Origin of the sequence: Streptomyces sp. NPDC058579, assembly GCF_042718575.1 — a bacterium.
GTDB lineage: Bacteria > Actinomycetota > Actinomycetes > Streptomycetales > Streptomycetaceae > Streptomyces.
Map to the genome: position 1 here is coordinate 121,153 of NZ_JBHXPI010000013.1, position 21,698 is coordinate 142,850.

At 71.7% G+C, this 21,698-nt stretch carries 23 protein-coding genes and 1 pseudogene; 11 read left to right on the top strand and 13 right to left on the bottom strand.

Annotated features, from left to right (window positions below; genetic code table 11):
• Window positions 1–17 precede the first annotated feature (17 nt).
• The 5 genes and pseudogenes from ACFWRO_RS17985 to lnt form a co-directional block, all read left to right on the top strand.
• Window positions 18–467 (top strand): annotated as a pseudogene (locus ACFWRO_RS17985) (winged helix-turn-helix transcriptional regulator); the annotation flags it as partial.
• A 232-nt stretch (window positions 468–699) separates the two neighbouring features.
• Window positions 700–1,575, top strand: coding sequence for an undecaprenyl-diphosphate phosphatase (locus tag ACFWRO_RS17990; RefSeq protein WP_384511131.1), 876 nt, complete (start codon window positions 700–702; stop codon window positions 1,573–1,575).
• Between the two features lie 79 nt (window positions 1,576–1,654).
• Entirely contained in the window at window positions 1,655–1,870 is a 216-nt protein-coding gene (locus ACFWRO_RS17995) for a hypothetical protein (RefSeq protein WP_362009694.1), read from the top strand.
• A 74-nt stretch (window positions 1,871–1,944) separates the two neighbouring features.
• Window positions 1,945–2,382 carry a nuclear transport factor 2 family protein gene (locus tag ACFWRO_RS18000; protein WP_384511134.1) on the top strand — a complete coding sequence of 146 codons (438 nt, stop codon included), beginning with the start codon at window positions 1,945–1,947 and terminating at the stop codon, window positions 2,380–2,382.
• Between the two features lie 159 nt (window positions 2,383–2,541).
• Window positions 2,542–4,170: an apolipoprotein N-acyltransferase gene (lnt, locus tag ACFWRO_RS18005; protein ID WP_384511137.1), complete on the top strand. Its 1,629-nt coding sequence runs from the start codon at window positions 2,542–2,544 to the stop codon at window positions 4,168–4,170.
• Here lnt and ACFWRO_RS18010 read toward each other — a convergent pair.
• Together ACFWRO_RS18010 and ACFWRO_RS18015 are read right to left on the bottom strand one after the other, a co-directional pair.
• Window positions 4,094–4,999: a Gfo/Idh/MocA family protein gene (locus ACFWRO_RS18010; protein WP_384511140.1), complete on the bottom strand. Its 906-nt coding sequence runs from the start codon at window positions 4,997–4,999 to the stop codon at window positions 4,094–4,096. The two genes, lnt and ACFWRO_RS18010, sit on opposite strands and share 77 nt — an antisense overlap.
• Window positions 5,000–5,060: 61 nt before the next feature.
• Window positions 5,061–6,308 (bottom strand): FAD-dependent monooxygenase, encoded by a 1,248-nt coding sequence (locus tag ACFWRO_RS18015; RefSeq protein ID WP_384511143.1) that lies wholly within the window; start codon window positions 6,306–6,308, stop codon window positions 5,061–5,063.
• A 104-nt stretch (window positions 6,309–6,412) separates the two neighbouring features.
• Between ACFWRO_RS18015 and ACFWRO_RS18020 the strand changes: the two genes are divergently transcribed.
• The gene (locus tag ACFWRO_RS18020; RefSeq protein ID WP_384511146.1) at window positions 6,413–7,063 is read left to right on the top strand and encodes a TetR/AcrR family transcriptional regulator; all 651 of its coding nucleotides are present in this window, start codon (window positions 6,413–6,415) and stop codon (window positions 7,061–7,063) included.
• A 53-nt stretch (window positions 7,064–7,116) separates the two neighbouring features.
• Window positions 7,117–7,638 (top strand): DinB family protein, encoded by a 522-nt coding sequence (locus ACFWRO_RS18025; protein WP_384511149.1) that lies wholly within the window; start codon window positions 7,117–7,119, stop codon window positions 7,636–7,638.
• A gap of 96 nt (window positions 7,639–7,734) precedes the next feature.
• Here the strand turns inward: ACFWRO_RS18025 and ACFWRO_RS18030 are convergent, their stop codons facing one another.
• From ACFWRO_RS18030 to ACFWRO_RS18070, 9 genes are all read right to left on the bottom strand, one after another.
• Complete coding sequence (locus ACFWRO_RS18030; protein ID WP_384511263.1) at window positions 7,735–8,208, bottom strand: hypothetical protein; 474 nt, start codon at window positions 8,206–8,208, stop codon at window positions 7,735–7,737.
• A gap of 94 nt (window positions 8,209–8,302) precedes the next feature.
• Window positions 8,303–8,986: a uracil-DNA glycosylase gene (gene ung / locus ACFWRO_RS18035; protein WP_362009677.1), complete on the bottom strand. Its 684-nt coding sequence runs from the start codon at window positions 8,984–8,986 to the stop codon at window positions 8,303–8,305.
• 94 nt (window positions 8,987–9,080) lie between these two features.
• Complete coding sequence (locus ACFWRO_RS18040) at window positions 9,081–10,658, bottom strand: ABC transporter substrate-binding protein (protein WP_384511152.1); 1,578 nt, start codon at window positions 10,656–10,658, stop codon at window positions 9,081–9,083.
• Window positions 10,659–10,808: 150 nt separating this feature from the next.
• Complete coding sequence (locus ACFWRO_RS18045) at window positions 10,809–11,576, bottom strand: SDR family oxidoreductase (RefSeq protein ID WP_384511155.1); 768 nt, start codon at window positions 11,574–11,576, stop codon at window positions 10,809–10,811.
• Between the two features lie 26 nt (window positions 11,577–11,602).
• Window positions 11,603–12,364, bottom strand: coding sequence for a 3-oxoacyl-ACP reductase FabG (gene fabG / locus ACFWRO_RS18050; RefSeq protein ID WP_384511158.1), 762 nt, complete (start codon window positions 12,362–12,364; stop codon window positions 11,603–11,605).
• A 149-nt stretch (window positions 12,365–12,513) separates the two neighbouring features.
• On the bottom strand, window positions 12,514–12,897 hold the full coding sequence (locus ACFWRO_RS18055) for a DUF3037 domain-containing protein (RefSeq protein WP_384511161.1): 384 nt from the start codon (window positions 12,895–12,897) through the stop codon (window positions 12,514–12,516).
• On the bottom strand, window positions 12,894–13,739 hold the full coding sequence (locus ACFWRO_RS18060; RefSeq protein ID WP_384511164.1) for a HipA family kinase: 846 nt from the start codon (window positions 13,737–13,739) through the stop codon (window positions 12,894–12,896). The genes ACFWRO_RS18055 and ACFWRO_RS18060 overlap by 4 nt, the downstream gene beginning before the upstream one ends.
• A gap of 34 nt (window positions 13,740–13,773) precedes the next feature.
• A complete protein-coding gene (locus ACFWRO_RS18065; protein WP_384511167.1) occupies window positions 13,774–14,388 on the bottom strand; it encodes an exonuclease in 615 nt (204 codons plus the stop codon).
• A 98-nt stretch (window positions 14,389–14,486) separates the two neighbouring features.
• The gene (locus ACFWRO_RS18070) at window positions 14,487–15,320 is read right to left on the bottom strand and encodes a class I SAM-dependent methyltransferase (RefSeq protein ID WP_384511170.1); all 834 of its coding nucleotides are present in this window, start codon (window positions 15,318–15,320) and stop codon (window positions 14,487–14,489) included.
• 193 nt (window positions 15,321–15,513) lie between these two features.
• Here ACFWRO_RS18070 and ACFWRO_RS18075 point away from each other — a divergent pair, with 193 nt between their 5' ends.
• Window positions 15,514–16,827, top strand: coding sequence for an MFS transporter (locus ACFWRO_RS18075; protein ID WP_384511173.1), 1,314 nt, complete (start codon window positions 15,514–15,516; stop codon window positions 16,825–16,827).
• 20 nt (window positions 16,828–16,847) lie between these two features.
• Here ACFWRO_RS18075 and ACFWRO_RS18080 read toward each other — a convergent pair whose 3' ends face one another.
• The gene (locus ACFWRO_RS18080; RefSeq protein ID WP_384511176.1) at window positions 16,848–17,315 is read right to left on the bottom strand and encodes a hypothetical protein; all 468 of its coding nucleotides are present in this window, start codon (window positions 17,313–17,315) and stop codon (window positions 16,848–16,850) included.
• A gap of 178 nt (window positions 17,316–17,493) precedes the next feature.
• Here ACFWRO_RS18080 and ACFWRO_RS18085 point away from each other — a divergent pair, with 178 nt between their 5' ends.
• From ACFWRO_RS18085 to ACFWRO_RS18095, 3 genes are all read left to right on the top strand, one after another.
• Entirely contained in the window at window positions 17,494–17,958 is a 465-nt protein-coding gene (locus ACFWRO_RS18085) for a hypothetical protein (protein WP_384511179.1), read from the top strand.
• A gap of 221 nt (window positions 17,959–18,179) precedes the next feature.
• Window positions 18,180–20,468, top strand: a complete 2,289-nt coding sequence (locus ACFWRO_RS18090) for an alpha-N-acetylglucosaminidase (protein ID WP_384511182.1) — start codon at window positions 18,180–18,182, stop codon at window positions 20,466–20,468.
• A 98-nt stretch (window positions 20,469–20,566) separates the two neighbouring features.
• Window positions 20,567–20,989, top strand: coding sequence for a Rieske (2Fe-2S) protein (locus ACFWRO_RS18095; protein WP_384511185.1), 423 nt, complete (start codon window positions 20,567–20,569; stop codon window positions 20,987–20,989).
• A 44-nt stretch (window positions 20,990–21,033) separates the two neighbouring features.
• Here ACFWRO_RS18095 and ACFWRO_RS18100 read toward each other — a convergent pair whose 3' ends face one another.
• Window positions 21,034–21,693, bottom strand: a complete 660-nt coding sequence (locus ACFWRO_RS18100) for a cysteine hydrolase (protein WP_384511188.1) — start codon at window positions 21,691–21,693, stop codon at window positions 21,034–21,036.
• Window positions 21,694–21,698: the final 5 nt, after the last annotated feature.

The following is a 21,698-nucleotide window of genomic DNA, read 5'->3' on the forward strand; positions in this document are numbered from 1 at the left end:
GCCTTAGGCTGGGGCGCATGAAGGCCGCTCCCCGCCCCTGCTCGATCGCCGACACCCTCGCCCTCGTCGGCGAGAAGTACTCCCTGCTGGTGCTGCGCGAGATCTCCCTCGGTGTGCGCCGCTTCGACCGGATCGCCCGGAACACCGGGGCCCCGCGCGACATCCTGACCGCGCGCCTGAAGCGCCTGGTGGAGGCCGGGATCCTGGAGAAGGTGCCGTACAGCGAGCGTCCGGCGCGTTACGAGTACCGGGCCACGGCCGCCGGGCGGGAGCTACAGCCCGTCCTGCTGACGCTGATGGCCTGGGGCGACCGCCACCTGAACGCCGAGGACCGCCCGGTGGTCCTGGAGCACGCCTGCGGCGAGGTGCTCAGCCCCCGCGTGGTCTGCGCCTCTTGCGGGGACGAGGCGGACCCCGCGAGCCTGACCCAGCATGTGCGGTCGGCGGGCTGGACGACCACGGGGCCTGTGGAGACGGCGGGTCCTGTGGAGACGGCCGGTCCTGCGGAGACGGCGGGTCCTGTGGAGACTGCCGGTCCTGCGGAGACGGCGGCTCCCGCGTCGTCCTGAGACCCCAGACCCTGGGGCGGGGCCTTCATCTGAGGACGGTACGCTGCGCAACGACCGGCGGTTGATCTCCGATCCGAGACGCGACCGCCCTTTCTGACGGCACGAGCACATTCGGGACGGCCCTAGCCCCATGAGTTGGTTCGAATCATTCATCCTCGGACTCGTCCAGGGGCTGACGGAGTTCCTTCCCATCTCCTCCAGCGCGCACCTCCGCCTCACCGCCGCCTTCGCCGGCTGGGAGGACCCGGGCGCCGCCTTCACGGCGATCACCCAGATCGGCACGGAGGCGGCCGTCCTCATCTACTTCCGCAAGGACATCGCGCGGATCGTCTCGGCCTGGTTCCGCTCGCTGCGCGACAAGTCGATGCGGAGCGACCACGACGCCCAGATGGGCTGGCTCGTGATCGTCGGCTCGATCCCGATCGGTGTGCTCGGCGTGACGCTGAAGGACCACATCGAGGGCCCGTTCCGTGACCTGCGGCTGATCGCGACGACGCTGATCGTGATGGGCATCGTCCTCGGCATCGCCGACCGGCTCGCCGCCCGCGACGAGGCCGGCGGCCGGCACCGCGTCGTCCGCGAGCGCAAGACGCTCAAGGACCTCGGTGTGAAGGACGGCCTGATCTTCGGCTTCTGCCAGGCGATGGCCCTGATCCCGGGCGTCTCCCGCTCGGGCGCGACGATCTCCGGCGGTCTGCTGATGGGGTACACCCGTGAGGCGGCGGCCCGGTACTCCTTCCTGCTCGCCATCCCCGCCGTGCTGGCCTCCGGCCTCTTCGAGCTGAAGGACGCGACCGAGGGCGGGCACGTCTCCTGGGGCCCGACGGTCTTCGCGACGATCATCGCCTTCGGTGTCGGCTACGCGGTCATCGCCTGGTTCATGAAGTTCATCACCACCAAGAGCTTCATGCCCTTCGTGATCTACCGGATCCTGCTCGGCATCCTGCTCTTCATCCTGGTCGGCACCGACACCCTCAGCCCGCACGCGGGCGAGTCCGGGGGCTGACCACCCGTACGCTCCGAGCCGTACGCTCCGCGCCGCCCGCCGCCGGGCGATCTTCGGGTGCGCACCGCACCCTTGAACCATGGCCTGGCAAGCACCCATCGTCGTGCACCGCCCGTCCCCCGACGGCGGGCGGCGCGTCACCGTCCGCGGCCAGATCGTGGGCCTGGCGCACAACGACACCGACCTCGTCGAGTTCCTGCGCAGAGCGGGCCTCGAGGACGCCGACATGATCCTCGACGACCCCCACCTGGTCGAATGGCGCGGCGGCCGCCCCCACCTCTGGGAGGCCGCATAGCGAGCGGCGCCGAAAGATCCCGCGGCGCGCGCAGGGCTCTTGGCGCGGGCCTCCCGCTGCCGGAGACTGAGGCGATGACGCAGCGCGTGGATCTCGCGACCGTGATGGACCGGATGGCCATCGACGACCTTGTCACCGGGTACGCGGTGACCGTGGACGACTCCGACTGGGCGGGCTACCGGGCGCTGTTCACCCGTGACGGCCGCGCCGACTACCGGGGTTCCGGCGGGGTCGAGGGCCCCGTCGACGAGGTCGCCGACTGGCTCGCCGAGACGATGCGGCTCTTCCCGGTGCGCCAGCACCTCATCGTGAACCGGCGCGTCCGGATCCAGGACCTCGGTGGCTACCCGGGCGACAGCGCGGACGTGCGCGCCGACTACGTGAACCCGATGCGGTTCGAGTCCGGCGAGGACTTCGTCTGCGGCGGCCGCTACGCCTTCTCCCTGGCCCGCACGGACGCCGGCTGGCGGCTGCGCTCCGTGGTCGTCGAGGAGAAGTGGCGCCGCCTCTAGCACTCGTACGACCGCCGGTCCGGCCACTGGTACGCCGGTCCGGCCCCTCGTACGACCGCTGGTCCGACCGCTCGTAAGGCCGCTCGTACGGTCGTGGCGGGCACGGCCGCGGGCCGTCGTACGGCGCACACTGGAGGCGACACCTGGAGGCGACGCGGCATGCGGAATCCGTTCGGCCGTCGCGGTGGTCGCGGCACCGAAGCCGCGCACCCCACCGCGGCGACGCCCCACCGGGCCGCACGCGCGGCGGTGGCGGTCGTGTCCGGTGCGCTGCCCGCACTCGCGTTCCCCGCGCCCGCCCTCTGGTGGTTCGCCTACGTCGCGCTCGTCCCCTGGCTGCTGCTGCTCCGCACCGCGCCCACCGCGCGCCGCGCCGGCCTGGAGGGCTGGCTGGGCGGGGTCGGCTTCGTGCTGGCCGTGCACCAGTGGCTCATGCCGAGCCTGCACGTGTTCATCCTCGTCGTCGCCGCGCTGCTCGGGCTGTTGTGGCTGCCCTGGGGCTGGCTGGTGCGGGCGATGCTCGGGGACGGACCGTCAGGACCGCGCGCGGCGGCCGCCCTTGTCGTCGTCCCGTCCGGCTGGCTGCTCATCGAACTCGTCCGCTCCTGGGAGGGCCTGGGCGGCCCCTGGGGCCTCCTCGGCGCCAGCCAGTGGCAGGTGCCACCGGCGCTTCGGCTCGCCTCCGTCGGCGGCGTCTGGCTGGTGTCCCTCCTGGTGGTGGCGGTCAACACCGCCGTGGCCCTTCTTGTGGTGTCCGCCGCTGCCGTACGGATGACCGCGCTGGTCGGTCTCGTGGCGTGCGCCCTGGTGGTGGGCACGGTCTGGTGGGGTGTCGCCCCACCCCGCGAGCGCGGCACGGCACGGATCGGCGTCGTCCAGCCCGGGGTGTACGACGGACCGGACGGCGAGGAGCGGCGGTTCGCCCGTGGCGAGGAGCTGACCCGGGAACTCGCGGGCCAGAACGTCGACCTGGTGGTGTGGGGCGAGAGCAGCGTCGGCTCCGACCTGACCGACCGCCCCGACTACGCGGAGCGGCTGACCGCCCTCTCCCGGGCCGTGGACGCGCCGATCCTCGTCAACGTGGACGCCCGGCGCTCCGACCGGCCGGGCATCTTCAAGAGCAGTGTGCTGATCGGCGCCCAGGGGCCGACCGGCGACCGGTACGACAAGATGCGGCTCGTGCCCTTCGGCGAGTACATCCCCGCACGCCCGATCCTCGGCTGGGTGACGTCGGTGGGCAAGGCGGCGAACGAGGACCGGCGGCGTGGCACGGAGCCGGTGGTGATGACGGTGCCGGCCGAGGGCGGCCGCCCTGCGCTGCGGATCGGTCCGCTGGTCTGCTTCGAGTCCGCGTTCCCCGACATGAGCCGCCGGCTCACCCGCGACGGCGCCGCGGTGCTGATCGCCCAGTCGGCGACCTCGACCTTCCAGGACAGCTGGGCGCCCGCCCAGCACGCCTCGCTCGCCGCTCTGCGCGCGGCGGAGACCGGCCGCCCGATGGTGCACGCGACGCTGACCGGCATCAGCGCCGCGTACGGCCCGGACGGACGCCGCATCGGTACGCCGCTGGGCACCGACCGGAGCGCGGCGACCGTCTACGCCGTACCGCTCTCGCAGACGACCACGGGGTACGTCCGGTACGGCGACTGGCCGTTGTACCTCGCCCTGACGGTCCTGGCCGCGCTCTGCGCCGCCGAGGGCATGGGCGCGCTCAGGAGGCCTGAGTCAGAGCTTCGCGCACCACGCGCTCGCACAGCTCGTGGGTCCGGAGGGCGTCGCGGGCGCTGAGCGTGCGGCCGTCCCGTACCGCGTCGAGGAAGTCGAGGACGGCCTGCTCGATACCGCGCTGGCGCGCCACCGGCACCCAGTCCCCGCGCCGGCGGACCGTCGGCTGGCCCTTGTGGTCCACGATGTCCGCCAGGTTGAGGATCTGACGCTTCGTGTCCTGGCCCGAGACCTCCAGGATCTCCTCGGTGGAGCCGTTCATCCGGTTCATCATGCCGATGGCGGTGAACCCGTCGCCGGAGAGCTGGAGCACGACGTGGTGCATGAGCCCGTCGCGGATCCGGGCCCGTACGTCGATGTGCTCGACCTCGCCGGGCAGCAGGAAGCGCAGGGTGTCGACGACGTGGATGAAGTCGTCCAGGACCAGGGTGCGCGGGTCCTCGGGCAGCCCGACGCGGTTCTTCTGCATGAGGATCAGCTCGCGCGGGTGCTCCAGGCACTGGGCGTAGCCGGGGGCGAGCCTGCGGTTGAAGCCGACGGCCAGGCTCACCCCGCGCGTCTCGGCGAGCTCCACGAGCCGCTCGGAGTCGGCGTATTCGTACGCCAGCGGCTTGTCGACGTACGTCGGTACGCCGGCCTCCAGGAGCCGGGTGGTGATCTCGGGGTGCACGGCGGTCGGCGCGTGCACGAAGGCCGCGTCGAGCCCGGCGGAGAGCAGCGAGTCCAGGTCGCCGTGGCGCTGGAGCGGCGGCACGTGGTGGGTCTCGGCGACCCGGTCGAGGGTCGCCTTCGTCCGTGTCTGCAGGTGGAGTTCGACGCCGGGGAGGGTGGCGAGGACCGGGAGGTAGGCCTTCTGCGCGATGTCGCCGAGTCCGATGCAGCCGACCTTCACGTGGTCTCCCTTGCGCGTGACGAGGTGTGCGCGACGGCACCCGACGTGCCGTTCGCGCTGGTCAGCTTACGCGGGGGCGTTGGCCGGCCGATCGTCCGTCGGCCGCTCGTTCGTCTGCCGGGTGTGCGGCGCCCGGGCGGGCGTCGGCGGTGGGCGGGCGCCAGTCGGCGATGCCGTCGAAGCCGCGCAGCACGAGGCCGGGACCGAAGCGCGAGACCGCCGCGATGAGCGCGTCGCGCGCGGCGACGGCGGGTCGGGCGGAGAGCAGGGTGAGCCGCCCGGTGCGGGCGGCCTTGCGGACGATGGCGGTGGTGCGCGGCAGCCGGTCGGCGGTGTACGCGGCGAGGGCGCCGCTCGGCGGGAGCCCCCGGCCCGCGTGGTGGGCCAGGACGACGGCGTCCTCGATGGCCTGGTTGCCGCCCTGGCCGAGGGTGGGCTGCATGGCGTGGGCGGCGTCGCCGAGCAGAGCCACGCGGCCGTGGTGGAAGGCGGGCAGGGGGTCCAGCATGTGGTGGACGTCGTGGCGCAGTACGGCGTCGGGGGCGACGGAGGCGAGGATCTCGGGGACCGGGTGGTGCCAGCCACCGAAGAGCCGGCGGAGTTCCGCCCGCTCGTCGTCCGGGACCTGGGCGCCTTCTGGGGCGGCGGCCATGGCGTACGCGTAGACGCGGCCGTCCTTGAGCGGCTGAGTGCCCCAGAGGCGACCCCGGCCCCACGTCTCGTGCGGGGCGAACGGGCGGTCGAGGGCGGGCACGACGACGCGCCAGGTCGTGAAGCCGGAGTACTGGGGTCCGGGGTGGTCGGGGAACAGGGCGCTCCGGACGGTCGAGCGGATGCCGTCGGCGCCGACGACCAGCTCGGCCTCGATGTCCGCGTCCGGGGTGCGGACGAGGGCGGGCCGAGCGTCGTCACCGGGGTCGGCGACGGAGGCGGGCGCTCCGGTCCTGACGACGCCGGCGGGGAGGGCGCCGAGGAGGATCCCGACGAGGGTGGCGCGGTGCAACAGGACGAGCGGGCCGCCGAAACGCTCGGTGGCGGCCCGGGCGCTGGTACGGGCGAGCCAGCGGCCGTCGGGCGCCCGCATTCCGCCGTCGCCCTGCCAGGCGGAGAGCGCGCGGACCTGGTCGCCGAGGTCGATGACGTCGAGAGCGCGCTGGGCGTTGGGGGCGAGGCCGATGCCGGCCCCGACCGGGGTGAGCGCGGCGGCCCGCTCCAGGACGGTGACGTCCCAGCCGCCCCGATGGAGGGCGACGGCAGCCGTGAGCCCTCCGACGCCCGCTCCGATCACGACGGCACGGTGCTGTTCCATGCTTCCCCCTCGGCGTTCCCGTTCAGGCAACTACACCTGTAGTTCCCTGATGGAGACGGTACTACAGCTGTAGTCATGGCGATAGAGGCGGATAGGTTGTCCCCATGACCGCCCGCACCTCCGCGCCCGCCCCAAGCTCGCCAGGCCCGAACTCCGCGGGCCCGGACTCCCCCGCCCGGCTCCTCTCCCGCCCCACCCTCATCGGTGACGCCGCGCTCGCCCTCCTCGTCGACCGGGGGATGCGGGGGCTGACCCATCGCGCCGTGGACGAGCGCGCCGGGCTGCCCCAGGGGTCGACGTCGAACCATGCCCGCACCCGGCAGGCGCTGCTCGAAACGGCGGTCCGCAGGCAGGTCGAACTGGAGTCGGGGGTCCTCACCCTGGACGAGCTGCCGGGACCCGACGCCGGGCCCGACGCCCTGGTGGACGCCCTGTCTCTGGCCCTGCACCGGTACCTCACCGACCACCGGGCGCTCCTCGTCTCGCGCTACGAGCTCGCCCTGGAGGCCACCCGCCGCCCCGAGCTCCGCGCCTTCTTCGACGCGGCGGGCTCGGCGACGTTCCACGGCCCACTGATCGCGATGATGGCGGCCGCCGGCTCGACGGCCCCGGCGCGCCACGCCCTGTCCCTGATCGCCTGGTGCGAGGGGCTGCTCTTCTCCTGCGCGGCGGGATCGTTCCACTCTGCCGTACCCAGCCGTGCGGAACTGCGCACCGGGTTCCAGGAGTTGCTGCGCGGCATGCTCGGCGGGTGAACCCCGGCCAAACCCCCTGGCGCCGGGCCCGGCCCATGGGACACGATGCCCTGATGACCTCCGTCGATGACAGCGCGCGTACCGAACCGTCCACCCTCGCCGGCGAGCGCGAGATGCTCGAAGGCTGGCTGGACTACCACCGGCAGACCCTCGCCCTGAAGTGCCGGGGCCTCGACGAGGCCCAGCTGCGCACCGCCTCCGCTCCCCCGTCGAACCTCACCCTGCTCGGCCTGGTCCGGCACATGGCCGACGTGGAGCGCGGCTGGTTCCGGCGGGTCATGGCCGACGAACGGGCCGAGCGGATCTACAGCACGGCGGAGGACACGGACCGCGCGTTCCGGGTCACCGACGCGGACACCTGGGAGGAGACCCACGCCGTCTGGCAGCGGGAGATCGAGGGAGCGCGCGCCGTCGCGGCGGCCCACGGCCTGGACGACGTGAGCACGGGCAAGCACCGGAGCGGTGAGGTGTTCAACCTGCGCTGGATCTACACCCACATGATCGAGGAGTACGCGCGCCACAACGGCCACGCGGATCTGCTGCGCGAGCGCATCGACGGGTCGACGGGCGACTGACCGGGCGAGGGGTTACGGGCAACGGGTTACGAACGACCGACCGGGCTGCGGGCGACCGACAGTCCAGGAGCGCCCCACCGCCCGCACTGCCGCCCCCTACCGCCCCCGCAGCCGCACCTCCAGCCGCTCGATCGCGGCCCTGACCCCGTTCCCGTAGCCGTCGTCGTCCAGGGCGTCCGAGGCGACGCGGGCCCGGTCGAGGTGGACGCGGGCCGCGTCGAGCCGCTGGAGCTTCAGGTAGTCGGCGGCCAGGTTGAGGTGGAGCGAGGGGTACAGGGCCCGGAGGGCGACGGCCGAGTCGTGGCCGGCCGACCGCTCCCCGTACAGCTCCTCGGCCGCCAGCAGGGCCCGCAGGTCCCAGGCCAGCTCGGCGTCCGGGTCGTCCTGCGCGTCGGCCATGTAGTGCGCGAGCGTGCAGCGGTGCAGGGGGTCGCCGTCCGGGCCGATCTGCCCCCACAGGTCGACGAACCGGTTGCGCGCCTCCTCGCGGTCTCCGCCGTGGAGCAGCATCGTCGCCTGCCCGATCCGGGTCAGGACGCCGTCGTCCGCCACCTGCTGCTGCTCGGTCACTGCGGCCTCCACGCGCTCACCGTCCGGGGGCTCCGACGCTAACCGCCGAGGCCCCCGATCCGGCACAGGCTCGGGTGGCGGCCCGTCGGACGGCTCAGCCGAGGTTCGGGACGCGCCAGTCGATCGGCTCGTGGCCCTGGGCGGCGATGGCCTCGTCGATCTGCGTGAAGGGGCGTGACCCGAAGAACTTCTTCGCCGACAGCGGCGAGGGGTGCGCGCCCTTCACGACGACGTGCCGCTCCTCGTCGATCAGCGGAAGCTTCTTCTGGGCGTAGTTCCCCCAGAGCACGAAGACCGCCGGGTCAGGCCGCGAGGCCACCGCGCCGATCACCGCGTCCGTGAACTTCTCCCAGCCCTGGCCCTTGTGCGAGTTCGCCTCGCCGGCCCGGACGGTGAGGACCGCGTTGAGCAGCAGCACGCCCTGCTCGGCCCACGGCATCAGATAGCCGTTGTCGGGCACGGGGTGGCCCAGCTCCTCCTGCATCTCCTTGTAGATGTTCCGCAGGGAGGGCGGGGTCTTGACGCCCGGCCGGACGGAGAAGCAGAGGCCGTGGCCCTGCCCCTCCCCGTGGTACGGGTCCTGTCCGAGGATCAGGACCTTCACCTTGTCGTACGGCGTCGCCGCGAGAGCGGCGAAGACCTCCTCGCGCGGCGGGTAGACCGGCCCCTTGGCCCGCTCCTCCTCGACGAACTCGGTCAGCTGCTTGAAGTACGGCTTCTGCAGCTCGTCCCCGAGGACGCCGCGCCAGGACTCGGGCAGCATGTCGGTGTCGGTCACGTCAACAACCTCCGGTAGGCGATCTCTTCTACGCCTCAGAACCTACCGGGGGCCACTGACAACGGTGCTTCTCGGGCCGCCTGGCGGCGGCCGTCTACCAGCTCGCCCTGCGGCTGAGCTCCCACATCTGCATGACGGTCTGCGGGTCGAGCGCGCGCTCGGCGCCGCCGATGTCCTCGCTGGCCGCGATGTAGAGCTTGCCCTGCCACAGCGGGAGCAGCCGGACGTCCTCGACCATGATCTCCTGGGCCTCGCGGAACTGGGAGACGGCCGCCCCGCGGTCGGTCTCGCGACGCGACTTCGGGAGGATCTCGTCGGTGATCCTTGGGCTCACGTACGGCGTCCCCAGGGCGTTCTGCTTGCCGACGAACGGGGAGATGAAGTTGTCCGCGTCCGGGAAGTCGGGGAACCAGCCTCGGCCGAAGACCGGGTACTGCCCCTTCTGGTAGCCGGCGGCGAACTCCTTCCACGGCTTGCTCTGCAGGGTCACCTGGAACAGCCCGGAGGCGTCCAGCTGCCGCTTGAGCTCGGCGAACTCCAGCGCGGTGCCGGAGCCGTACCGGTCGGTGGTGAACCAGAACGTCAGGTCGACGGGCTTCTTGATCCCGGCGTCGCGCAGGATGTCCCGCGCCTTGGAGACGCTCGGCTCGCCGAACCGGTCGAAGAACTCGGTGGTGTGGCCGACGATGCCCTTCGGGACCATGGAGTACAGCGGCTCGGCCGTTCCCTTGTACGCCTTGTCGACGAGCTCCTCACGGTCGACGAGCTGCGCGATCGCCTTGCGGACGGGCTCCTTGGCGACCGAGGGGTCCTGGGCGTTGAAGACGAGGTAGCGGATGTCGGCGCCCGGCGACTCGATCAGCTGGAGGTGCTCGTTGGCGTCGCTGGAGCTCTGGAGGTCGACGACCTCCTCGGCGGTGAGACCGCGGTAGGTGGCGTCGATCTCCTTCTTCTTCAGCGCCGCGACCATCGGCTCGGACTCCTTGAAGTACCGGATGGTCACGCCGGCGTTCTTGCGGTCCGCGAACCCCTTGTAGACGGGGTTCTTGGTCAGCTCGGCCTTCTCGCCCTCGGTGTACTCGTCGAGGACGTACGGACCGGATCCGGTGAGCTCGCCGTCCTCGCGGAGCGCGTCGGCCGGGTACTCGGCCGGGTCCACGAGCGACATGGCGGGCGTGGCCAGGACGAAGGGGAAGGTCGCGTCCGGCTTGTTCAGCTTGAAGACGACCGTGCGGTCGTTGACCGTCTCGATCGAGTCGAGGGAACCGAGCATCCCGTTCGGGCCGCCGTCGGCGTCGATCTTCCGGATGCGCTCGATGGAGTGCTGCACGGCCTTGGCGTCCAGCGTGTTGCCGTTGGAGAACTTCAGCCCGTCGAGGAGGGTGCACTCGAAGATCCGGCTGGCGGTGTCGGTGAATTTGCAGTCGGCGGCGTCCGACTGCGGGGAAGTGCTTCCCGTCGGGAAACTCACCAGCGTCTGGAAGACATTTCGGAACAGCTCCCAGGAATTGTCCCAAGCGGCTGCCGGATCGAGCGTGGTGGGAGAACTCGTCGTGCCGACCACGATTCTCTGGTCCGCCGCGGATTCATTGTCCGAAAACAGCCCGCATCCGGACACCAGGGATATGGACGCAAGGGCTGCAGCGACCTGCAGACTGGTCCGGTTGAACACGTGCGCACGCTCCTCGTTCAGCCTTGGGTCGGCCGACCATACCGCAGCGCCCCGCCAGGTCAATGTTCGACCCTGACGGGGCACTTGAGGCATTCGACGATTAACCGGGGTCAAACCGGTCAGAAATTCAGGTGAGTGTCCGGATACCGGTCACCCGACACCGGCGTTGAGGAAAATCCCCCCGTCGACCACGAGAGTCTGGCCCGTGATCCAGTCCGACTGGTCGGACGTGAGGAACGCGGCGGCGCCCCCGATGTCCTCCGGGACGCCGAGCCGCCCCAGCGGGTAGGCGGCGGCCGCCTCGGCCTCCCGGCCCTCGTAGAGAGCCTGAGCGAACTTCGTCTTCACCACCGCCGGGGCGATCGCGTTGACCCGCACGACTGGCGCGAACTCGTGCGCGAGCTGGAGGGTCAGATTGATCATGGCCGCCTTGCTCATTCCGTACGCGCCGATGAACGGCGAGGGAGAGACGCCGGCGACGGACGCGATGTTCACGATCGCGCCGCCGTGCTCCTTCTGCCAGGCGTGCCAGGTCTGCTGGGCGAATCCGAGCGCCGAGATCACATTCGTCTCGTAGACCTTGCGGGCGACATTCAGGTCGAGATCGGCCATCGGGCCGAATACCGGATTCGTCCCGGCGTTGTTCACCAGGAAGTCGACCCGGCCGAAGGCCTCCATGGTCGCCGCGACGGCGGCGGCCTGGTGGGCCTCGTCGTGGGCCTTTCCTGGTACGGCGATCACCCGGTCGGAGCCGAGCTGCTCGACGGCCTCCTTGAGGGCCTCCTCGCCACGTCCCGTGATGCAGACCCGGTCGCCGCGGGCGACGAGGGCCTCGGCCACGCCGTAGCCGATGCCCCGGCTCGCGCCGGTGACGAGGGCGACCTTGCCGGACAGCTCGGGCAGTTCCTTCGTGCTCATGTACGTCTCCTCTTCCCGCGCGGGCGTCAGTTGAGCGGGCCGCCGGCCACGTACATGACCTGGCCGGAGACGAAGCCGGCGTCGTCCCCCGTGAAGAAGGCGATGGCGTTGGAGACGTCCTCGGGCCTGCCGACGCGCTGGACCGGGATCATGGAGGCGGCCGCGGCCTGGAAGTCCTCGAAGCCCATGCCCATGCGCTCGGCGGTCTGCGCGGTCATCTCGGTGACGATGAAGCCCGGGGCGACGGCGTTGGCCGTGATGCCGAACTTGCCCAGCTCCTTGGCGAGGGTCTTGGTGAAGCCCTGCAGACCGGCCTTGACCGCCGCGTAGTTCGCCTGGCCCCGGTTGCCGAGCGCGGAGGACGAGGAGAGCGAGACGATGCGGCCGAAGCCCGCGTCCACCATGTGCTTCTGACAGGCCTTGGCCATCAGGAACGCGCCCTTGAGGTGGACGTTCATGACCAGGTCCCAGTCGGACTCGGACATCTTGAAGAGCAGGTTGTCGCGGAGCACACCCGCGTTGTTCACGAGGATCGTCGGCGCGCCGAGCTCGGTGGCAACGCGGGCGACGGCGGCCTCGACCTGGGCACTGTCGGAGACGTCGCAGCCGACGGCGATGGCGGTGCCACCGGCGGCGGTGATCTTCTCGACGGTGTCCTTGCAGGCCGCCTCGTCGAGGTCGAGTACGGCGACGGCGCGGCCCTCCGCGGCCAGCCGTACGGCGGTCGCCGCTCCAATGCCCCGCGCCCCGCCGGTGACGACGGCTACGCGCTGCTCGGTGGTCGACATGCTGATTCTCCTCGCCCTTGGATCATCCCTGACAGCGGCCCGCTCGGTGCGTCCCTCACTCACATGAGCGACCGCTTAGCACCTTCGCAGACGAGACGCTAGAAGCCCTGGCACCCGGTGTCAACGGCACACCGGGTGCACCGGCTCACTCAGCGCACAAGGAGGTCGAGCAGCCGGTCGACCTCGACTTCGGGATCGACGGTCAGACCGGTATGCACGGGCCCGGGCTGGACGACCGTCGACCGGGGCGCGATGAGCCACCGGAACCGCCGCCCCGCATCGTCACGGGACGCCTGCCCGGCGTCCTCGCCACCCAGGCAGACCCCCTCGACCGCGTGCAGAGCGGCCCGTACGCCGACGACATCGGCGCCCGGGTCGAGCGCGCGGAGCTTGCCCTCGTCGAGATGGGTCCGGGCGGCGACGAAGGACTTGGCGCGGCAGTAGACCACCACGCCGGCGTTGAAGAACTCACCGCGCTCGACGCGTGGCACGACGCGCAGCAGCGCGTACTCGAAGACATCGCGGTCGGTCACGTGGTGCGGTCCTTCTCGGTGGGGTGCGGCCGGGGGGCTAGGCGCTCGGCGAGCCAGCCGGGCGGCTGCGCGGGCCCGCGCTCGACGCGCGGGCCGAGGGTGATGCGCTCGTGGATGGTCGCGGCGCGCGGCAGCAGGGCCTCCACGTAGGCCCGGCGCAGCGCGTCGGTGCTGTCGAACCCGGGCTCGTCGACGAGCCACTCGTCGGGCACGTCGGCGGCGACCTCCTCCAGGAGCTCCCGCGTGACGAGCGGCGCGAGCTCGGCAGCGGCGGCGGCGACGTCCGGCGAGAACGGCGCGAGGGCGTGGTCGGAGGCGTCGTACGGCTTGGCCGCGGAGGCCTGGGCGCCGGGCCAGTTGTGGTGCCAGATCATGGTGGCGCCGTGGTCGATCAGCCAGAGGTCGCCGTGCCAGACGAGCATGTTGGGGTTGCGCCAGGACCGATCGACGTTGTTAATCACGGCGTCGAACCAGACGACTCTGCCCGCCTCCCGCGAGTCCACCTCATAGGCGAGCGGATCGAACCCGAGGGACCCGGGCAGATAGTCCATCCCGAGGTTGAGCCCACCACTGGCCTTCAGGAGCTCCTGCACCTCCTGGTCGGGCTCGGAGAGCCCGATGACGGGATCGAGCTGGATCCCGACCAGCTCGGGCACCCGCAGCCCGAGCCGCCGCGCGAGCTGCCCGCAGACGACCTCGGCGACGAGCGTCTTCCGCCCCTGCCCGGCGCCGGTGAACTTCATGACGTACGTACCGAGGTCGTCGGCCTCGACGATGCCCGGGAGCGATCCACCCTCACGCAAGGGCGTGACATACCGGGTCGCTGTCACTTCTGTAAGCATCGCCCCAGGCTATCCGCCGCCCGACCGTCACGACTCAGGCGTCGGCGCCCCACAGCATCAGGTTCTGGAACAGCTCGGCCTGCTCGATCGCGTCGTCCAGGGCGTTGTGCGTATGGGCCCGCGAGGACAGCAGATGGCTTGGCATCGACCTCTTCGTCGCCCGATTGACCGGCACGGCGGCCTTGGCGGCGTACAGCGTCTTGATGTCCATGCAGCGGGAGTGCCCGAACGGCGAGCCGGTGTCCGCGAACCGCATGAAGTACCAGTACATCCACATCCAGTCGTACCCCAGCGGATACGCGACGAACACCGGAACGGCCCCCAACTCCTCGGCCACCTCGCCGAGCCAGGCAGCCGCGGCATTCATCCCCTCCGCAGGCTCCCGCCCCTCCCGAACCAACCGCCCACGATCCAGCCCACTGACCGCGAGGGCCTCCGGGTCGAAGCTGTCACTGATCGACTTGAGCTCGGCGTAGAAGGTCCGCTCGGCTGGATCGAAGGCCTTGAACCCCTCCCCGTCATGCACCCCCGCGACGGCGAGCCCGAAACTCGACATCGAGAACGGCCCGGGCACCGGCCCGTCGGCCTCCACATCGGCCGACACATAGAACTCGGCTTTCGCCATTACTCCACCCTCTTCTGCGGCCATCCCCCGGCAATGACAGCAGTCGCACCGGCCTTTGAAGAAAGCGCCATCGTTACGCAATCGAACATGCGTTGTCCACTTGCGTATTCGGCGGGCGGCCTTCAGTCGCTCGCCGTACCCAGCCCCGGCTTCCGCCCCCACGCGGTGAGCATGCCGGCCGACAGCGACGCGCATTCCTCCGAGTCCACGTAGCGGATCGCCGTGTCGACGGACGCGTCGTCGACGAGGCCGGTGGCGCGCATCGCGGTGCGGCTGCGCTCCCAAGTGTCCGCCCAGAAGCGGCTGATGGGGCTGCCGGGCTCCAGTGGCGGGACGTGGATCTCGGCGGCGACAGGGACGAGCCCGGCTCCGCTCAGCAGTTGCGGGTACGACGGTACCCAGGAGATGTCGGTGCCGATGGTGTCCCGTAGTCCCCGCCACATCGCGCGCATCACCTCCGTGTACGGCGTGTCAGGCGTCCGGTCGCTCGTCAGGTCGATCGCGTCGCTGAGGACCAGCACGCCGCCGGGTGCGACGAGTTCGGCGAGGCGGCCGATGAGGCGCTCGTGTTCGGGGAGGTGCATCAGGACGAAGCGCGCGTGGACGAGCCTGAACCGGCCGGGGGCGAAGTCCGGGGCGGTGACGTCGACTTCCCGTACGTCGAGCCCCGGTGCGGGCCGCGCGCGGAGGAAGCGTACGTCGCGGTCCACCGCGAGGACGGACTCGACCCCGGCCTCCTCCAGCAGGCGGCGGGAGACCGTGCCCGTGCCGGCGCCCACGTCGAGGCAGTGCCACCCGGGGCCCGCCCCCAGGGCGCGGAGCCGGGCCATCGTGATGTCGTCGTACGCGAGGGCCCCGAAATCGATGCGCTCACCTTCGCCCGCCTGTTCGGGGCGGAACACCGCCTCGCCGTAGCGGCCGCTTCCCTGCGCGTCCCCGCGCCCGGGGGTGCTCACGGCGCCCGCTCCGGGAGACGGGGGAGCATCGGGTCGTCACACTGTTCCATGGCCGGATCACTTCACACGGTGGCGCGAAGCCGGACGAGGCGCGCCGCGCCTGAGCCGATCGGCCCAAGGCCCGCCGGCCCGAGGCCAGGGAGTCGGCTGGATCTTGGGCGTATGGAGTGCCTTGTCGGGGCAGGTCGTGATCATGACAGACACCCCCTCCGTCGGCCTCGAACCCGTCCCCGGCCGCCCCACTGCCGTCCCGCCCCCGCGCCCGCTGCGTCAGTTGCTGGCGGCCTCCGTCGGCAACGCGGTCGAGTGGTACGACTGGTACGCGTACACCTTCCTCGCGGCCTACATCGCGAACCAGGTCTTCCCCAAGAGCTCCGGCAACTCCCTCGTCCCGCTCCTGTCGACGTTCGCCGTCTTCGCCGTCGGCTTCTTCATGCGGCCCGTCGGCGGGCTCCTCATGGGCGCCGTGGCGGACCGGCGCGGCCGGCGGACCGCGCTCACCGCCACCATCCTCCTCATGGGCGGCAGCAGCCTGCTGGTCGGCCTCACCCCGACGTACGCGGCCGCCGGCGTCCTCGCGCCCGTCGTGCTCGTCGTCGCCCGGCTGCTCCAAGGGCTTTCGGTGGGAGGGGAGTTCGCGGCCTCGACCACCTTCCTCGTCGAGTCCGCCGGGCCACGGCGGCGCGGACTCTTCTCGTCCTTCCAGTACGTCTCCACCTCCGCCGGACAGCTCGCCGCCTCCGGGACGGCCGCCCTGCTCGTCGCCGTGCTCGGGGACGACGGGATGAACGGCTGGGGCTGGCGGATCCCCTTCCTCCTCGGAGCCGTCCTGAGCCTCGCGGGCTTCTGGATCCGCCGCGGCGCCGAGGAGACCCACGACGTCGAGCGGCAGGACGCGCCCCGACCGGGCCTCTTCGAGGCACTGCGGCGCCATCCCCGCGCCTCGCTGCTGATCTGCGGCATCACGGCGGGCGGAACCCTCGCGTACTACACGTGGACCTCCTACCTCCCGACGTACGCGGAGCTCAACACCGGTATCGACAAGGCGGACGCGCTGCTCGCCGGAACCCTGTCGCTGGCGTTCTTCGCCCTGCTCCAGCCGGTCGGCGGGCTGCTCTCCGACCGGTTCGGGCGCAAGCCGCTCCTGCTCTTCTTCGGCGTCGGTTTCGCCCTGCTCGGCGTACCGCTGCTGCGCTCCCTCGACGGCTCGTTCGGCTCGCTCCTGCTGGTGCAGTGCGCGGGCATGGTGCTGCTGACCGGGTTCACGTCGATCTCGGCGGCCGTGAACGCCGAGTTGTTCCCCGCCCGCGTCCGCGCGGCCGGGATCGGCTTCCCGTACTCGCTGACGGTCGCCGTCTTCGGTGGAACGGCCCCGTACGTCGGCACGCTCTTCAAGGAGCTGGACCGGCCGGGTCTCTTCCCCTGGTACGTCGCGGGCCTCTGCCTGGTCTCCTCTGCGGTGTACCTCCGGCTGCCGGAGACCGCCCACAAAGAACTCGACCGCTGAGACCGGCCCCTGAAAAGGGGTCAGGTGACGGGGCGTGGGCGAGCCCGGTTCGCGGGCAGCCACATCGGGACGATCGCGGCCGCGGCCAGCAGGTCGGGCAGGGCGTTGAACGCGGCCCACCAGGCCGGCTCCACGCCGTCCATGCTGAAGTCACCGACCCGGAACAGCAGAAGCCCCGCGCCGATGACGGTCAGGACGATCCGGGCCCATCCACGTCCGGCCCGCATCCACAGCGCGACGGCCACCCAGACGCCCAGAAGGACGGCCAGGACAACGCCCGAGACGGCGAGCCGCGTGACCGCCTCCCCGCGCCCCGCGAACTCGGTCAATTCGTCGAGCCCCGTGGGCGCGACGACGAAGGCGCCCAGGAACCAGACGGCCACCTCCGCCGCCACGGCGGCCAGCGTGACCGCCCAGGCCACCTGGAGCCCTCCCGGGCGCCTCGGGCTCATGCCCATGCTCATGCTCGTGCTCGTGATGTCGCTCATCATCCCGGCCTCCCTCGAACTCGCCCTACGAGAGCGAAATCCAGTCTCCACGGTTCCCTCGCCACCGACCGGTCCTCCGTGGTGGATTCCGTGGTCAGCACGGAGGCGGCCGGTACGCCCGCCGGGCGAGAGTATGACCACAGCGAACGGGCCGCCGGCCCACCACGAGGGAGTAGCCATGACCAGCACCACGAGCAACACGACGAGCAAGGCGTACGAGGGTTTCACGGCCGAGGAGCGGGCCGCGATGAAGGACCACGCGCAGGAGCTGCGCGCGGCGGCGCGGCGCGGCTCGCGCGCCGACAAGGCGGCGGAGGCGGAGCGCGACGTGCTCGCGAAGATCGCCGAGATGCAGGACTCGGACCGGACGATGGCCGAGCGCCTCCACGCCGTCATCACCGCCGCGGCCCCGGCCCTCGCGCCGAAGCTCTGGTACGGCATGCCCGCCTACGCGCTGGACGGCAAGGTCCTCTGCTTCTTCCAGAGCGCGGAGAAGTTCAAGGCGCGTTACGCGACCCTCGGCTTCAGCGACCAGGCGCGACTGGACGCGGGCCCCATGTGGCCCGCGGGCTTCGCCCTGACGGAGGTCACGCCCGAGGTGGAGGCGCACGTCGCCGAGCTGGTGAAGCAGGCCGTGCGCTGACTACGCGGCCTCGCGCCACCTACCCGGCCTCGCGCCGCGAGCACCCCGACCTGCGGGAAGCACGTCACCGGACGCCAGGCGCGTCCGGTGCGTCCGCTGCGTCCGGTGCTGCACCCGCACGGATGAGCGCCACCTGAAACCGGCTCCGCCTGCGGCGCGGGGCCGGTCGTTCGTCGGAGAGTGAGCTGATCATGCGTCAATCACTCCGAGGAGAGAGCTGGATGGGCAGTCACCTGGTCCTTCGAGTCCGCAGGACGCTTACCGTCATGGCGCTGGCCGCGACGACCGCGCTGGCGCTCCCCGCCGCACCGACCACCGCCGCCGGCCCCCGGACGGCCACCGCCGGGCAAGAATCCGCAGCCCCCGGCCAGCAAGCCCCCGCCCAGAAGGCCCCCGCCTTCGACACCGCCCCCGCCCGCGCCGCCCTGGAGCGCCTGCTGCCCTCCCGCGCCGCGCAGTTCACGCTCGTCCCGATCCCCCGGGGGGCCGGCTCGGAGGAGGACTCCTTCGCCGTCTCCGGCCGGACTGGGGCCATCGTCGTACGGGGCACGTCACCGGCCACACTGCTCACCGGCGCAGGGTGGTACCTGGAGCACGTCGCCGGGGTCGACATCGGCTGGCCCGGAGACAGCCTCGGCCGCCTGCCCGCCACGCTCCCCGCGGTCGACGGCGAGATCACGCGCACGGCGAGCGTGCCCCACCGCTACGCCCTGAACGACACCGACGAGGGCTACTCCGGCGCGTACCGGGACTTCGCCTCGTACCAGCGCGACATCGACCTGCTGGCGCTGCACGGCGTGAACGAGGTCTTCGTCCCGACCGGCGCCGAGTACACGTACTACGAGACCTTCCAGCAATTCGGCTACAGCCAGGCCGAGTTGCGCGCGTGGATCCCCGGTCCCGCCCATCAGGGCTGGTGGCTGCTGCAGAACCTGTCCGGCTTCGCCGGCCCGGTCTCCCACCAACTCGTCGACGCCCGCGCGCAACTGGGCCGTAGGATCGCCGACCGGCTGCGCGCGCTGGGCATGACCCCTGTCCTGCCGGGCTTCTTCGGTACGGTGCCGTCCGGCTTCGCCGACCGCAACCCGGGCGCGGTCACGGTGCCGCAGGGCAACTGGGTGGGGTTCGAGCGCCCGGACTGGCTGGACCCGACGGGACCGCTCTTCGACCAGGTGGCCGCCACCTTCTACCGCGTGCAGCAGGAGAAGTTCGGCGCCACGGACATGTTCAAGATGGACCTGCTGCACGAGGGCGGCAGCGCGGGTGCTGTCGACGTCCCGAGCGCGGCCGGCGCGGTCCAACAGGCCCTGGAGAGCGCCCATCCCGGCGCCACCTGGGTCATGCTCGGCTGGCAGAGCAACCCGTCGACGGCCCTCCTCGACGGGGTGGACCGCAGCCGGGTCCTCGTCGTCGACGGCCTCTCGGACCGGTACGACGACCTGGACCGGGAGACCCGTTGGGGCGGTACGCCCTACGCCTTCGGCACGATCCCCAACTTCGGAGGCCACAGCGGCCTCGGTGCCAACACCGGTGCGTGGCTGAGCCGTTTCCACGCGTGGCTGGCGAAGCCCGACAGCGCGCTGCGCGGCATCGCGTACCTGCCGGAGGCCACCGGCGGCAGCCCCGCTGCCTTCGACCTGTTCACCGAACTCGCCTGGCAGCACGAGCCGATCGACCAGGCGTCCTGGTTCGCCGCGTACGCAGCCCGCCGCTACGGAGGGGAGGACCCGCACGCGGCCGCCGCCTGGGAGCAGTTGCGCCTCGGCCCGTACAGCATGCCGTCCGGCAGCTGGAGCGAGCCGCAGGACAGCCTGTTCACCGCACGCCCGAGTCTCACAGCGGTCCGCGCCGCGCGGTGGAGCCCGTCCGTGATGCGCTACGACGCGGCGAGCGTGGAAGGCGCGCTCGCGGAGCTGCTCCAGGTGGCCCCGGCGCTGCGGACCACGGACGCGTACCGCTACGACCTGGTCGACGTGGCCCGCCAGGCGCTCACCAACCGCAGCCGTGTCCTCCTTCCCCGGATCAGGACGGCGTACGAGGCCAAGGACCTGGCCGGCTTCCGAGCCCTGGTGGGCGAGTGGAACGCCGACATCGAGCTGCTCGGCCGGCTGGTCGGCTCCGACCGGCGCTTCCTGCTCGGGCCGTGGCTCACCGACGCCCGGTCCTGGGGCGCGGACGCCGCCGAGCGCGACCGGCTCGAGTACGACGCCCGCTCGATCCTGACGACCTGGGGCGACCGCGTGCCGAGCGAGGGCGGCCTGCGTGACTACGCCAACCGCGAGTGGTCCGGGCTCCTCCAGGACCTGTACGGGCCGCGCTGGCGGACGTACTTCGCGGGTCTCGACCGTGCCCTGGTGAGCGGTACGGCTCCGGCCGCTGTCGACTGGTTCGCGGTGGACGACGCCTGGGCGCGCGGTCACGCGACGTACCCAACGCGTCCGGCCGGCGACCCGGTCGCCCTCGCGGGCGAAGTCCTGGCGGCCCTGCGCGCCGACTCGTCGGCGGGTTGAACGTTTCGGTTCGCCGGCGCGTACTCACTCCACAAGGAGATCGAAACTGGTCCCGTCGAAACCGATGCGGAACCGATCGGAACGCAAGGGGAGTGCGAATGAGTGGTGTGGCACGTCGGACGGTCGTCGCGGCAGCGGGTGGCGCGGGCCTGGCAGCGGCGCTGACCGCCTGCGGAGGCGGCGGCACGAACGACAAGGGCAGCGGCGGCGGGGCGGACGCGCCACAGGAGGCCGGGGCCGCGCTCGCGAAGACGGCGGACATCCCGGTGGGCGGCGGCAAGGTCCTCGACGGTCAGGGCGTGGTGATCACCCAGCCGAAGGCGGGCGAGTTCAAGGCATTCTCCTCCAAGTGCACGCACCAGGGGTGCGCGGTCAGTGGTGTCGCCGACGGGGTGATCACGTGCCCGTGCCACCAGAGCAAGTTCGACGTGTCGGACGGCAGCGTGAAGGGCGGCCCCGCCACCGCGCCGCTGCCGCCGACCCCGATCAAGGTGGAGGGGGACTCGATCACGTTCGCGTGACGCGCCGCGGGCTCTTCACGTGCGCGTGACGCGCCTCAGGCTCTTCACGCTCGCGTGACGCGCCTCGGGCTCTTCCAGCAGCTCAGCACGTCTTCGGTGGTGGTGACGGTGGAGACGAGCGCGAGCGTGTGACGGATCATCGCGGGGGTGTAGTCGGCCGGCACCCCCGCGATGGCGTCCCCGGGCACGACCACGGTGTATCCGAGGTTGACCGCGTCGAAGACGGCGTTGGGGATCGCCACGTTGGCCGAGACGCCGGTGACGACGAGCGTGCGGCAGCCGAGGTTGCGCAGCAGCGGGTCCACATCGGTCCCGGCGAGGGGCGAGAGCCCGTGCAACCTCCGTACGACCAGGTCCTGTTCGGAGATCTCGATGGGTTCCGCGATCCGAACCGCCGTACTCCCGCTGTGCTGTTGGACGGGCAGCCGGGAAGCGGCCCGGAACAGCCGGGCGTTGGTGTTGGCTCCGCGCCCGTCGGGTCGGCGCTCGGCGACCGCGTGCAGCACCTGCACGTCGGCCTCGTGCGCGGCCGCGACCAGCCGCGCGACGTTGGCCAGCGCGCCCGACGAGCGGGCGGCGGTGGCAAGTTCGGGCAGGGCACTGTCCCGTCCGACGACTCCCTGCTGGCACTCGACGGTGAGCAGCACCGTTCCGGCCGGTTCGAGCTGCTCCTGGAGCTGCGCCCACTGCTTCGCACTGGCCATGATCG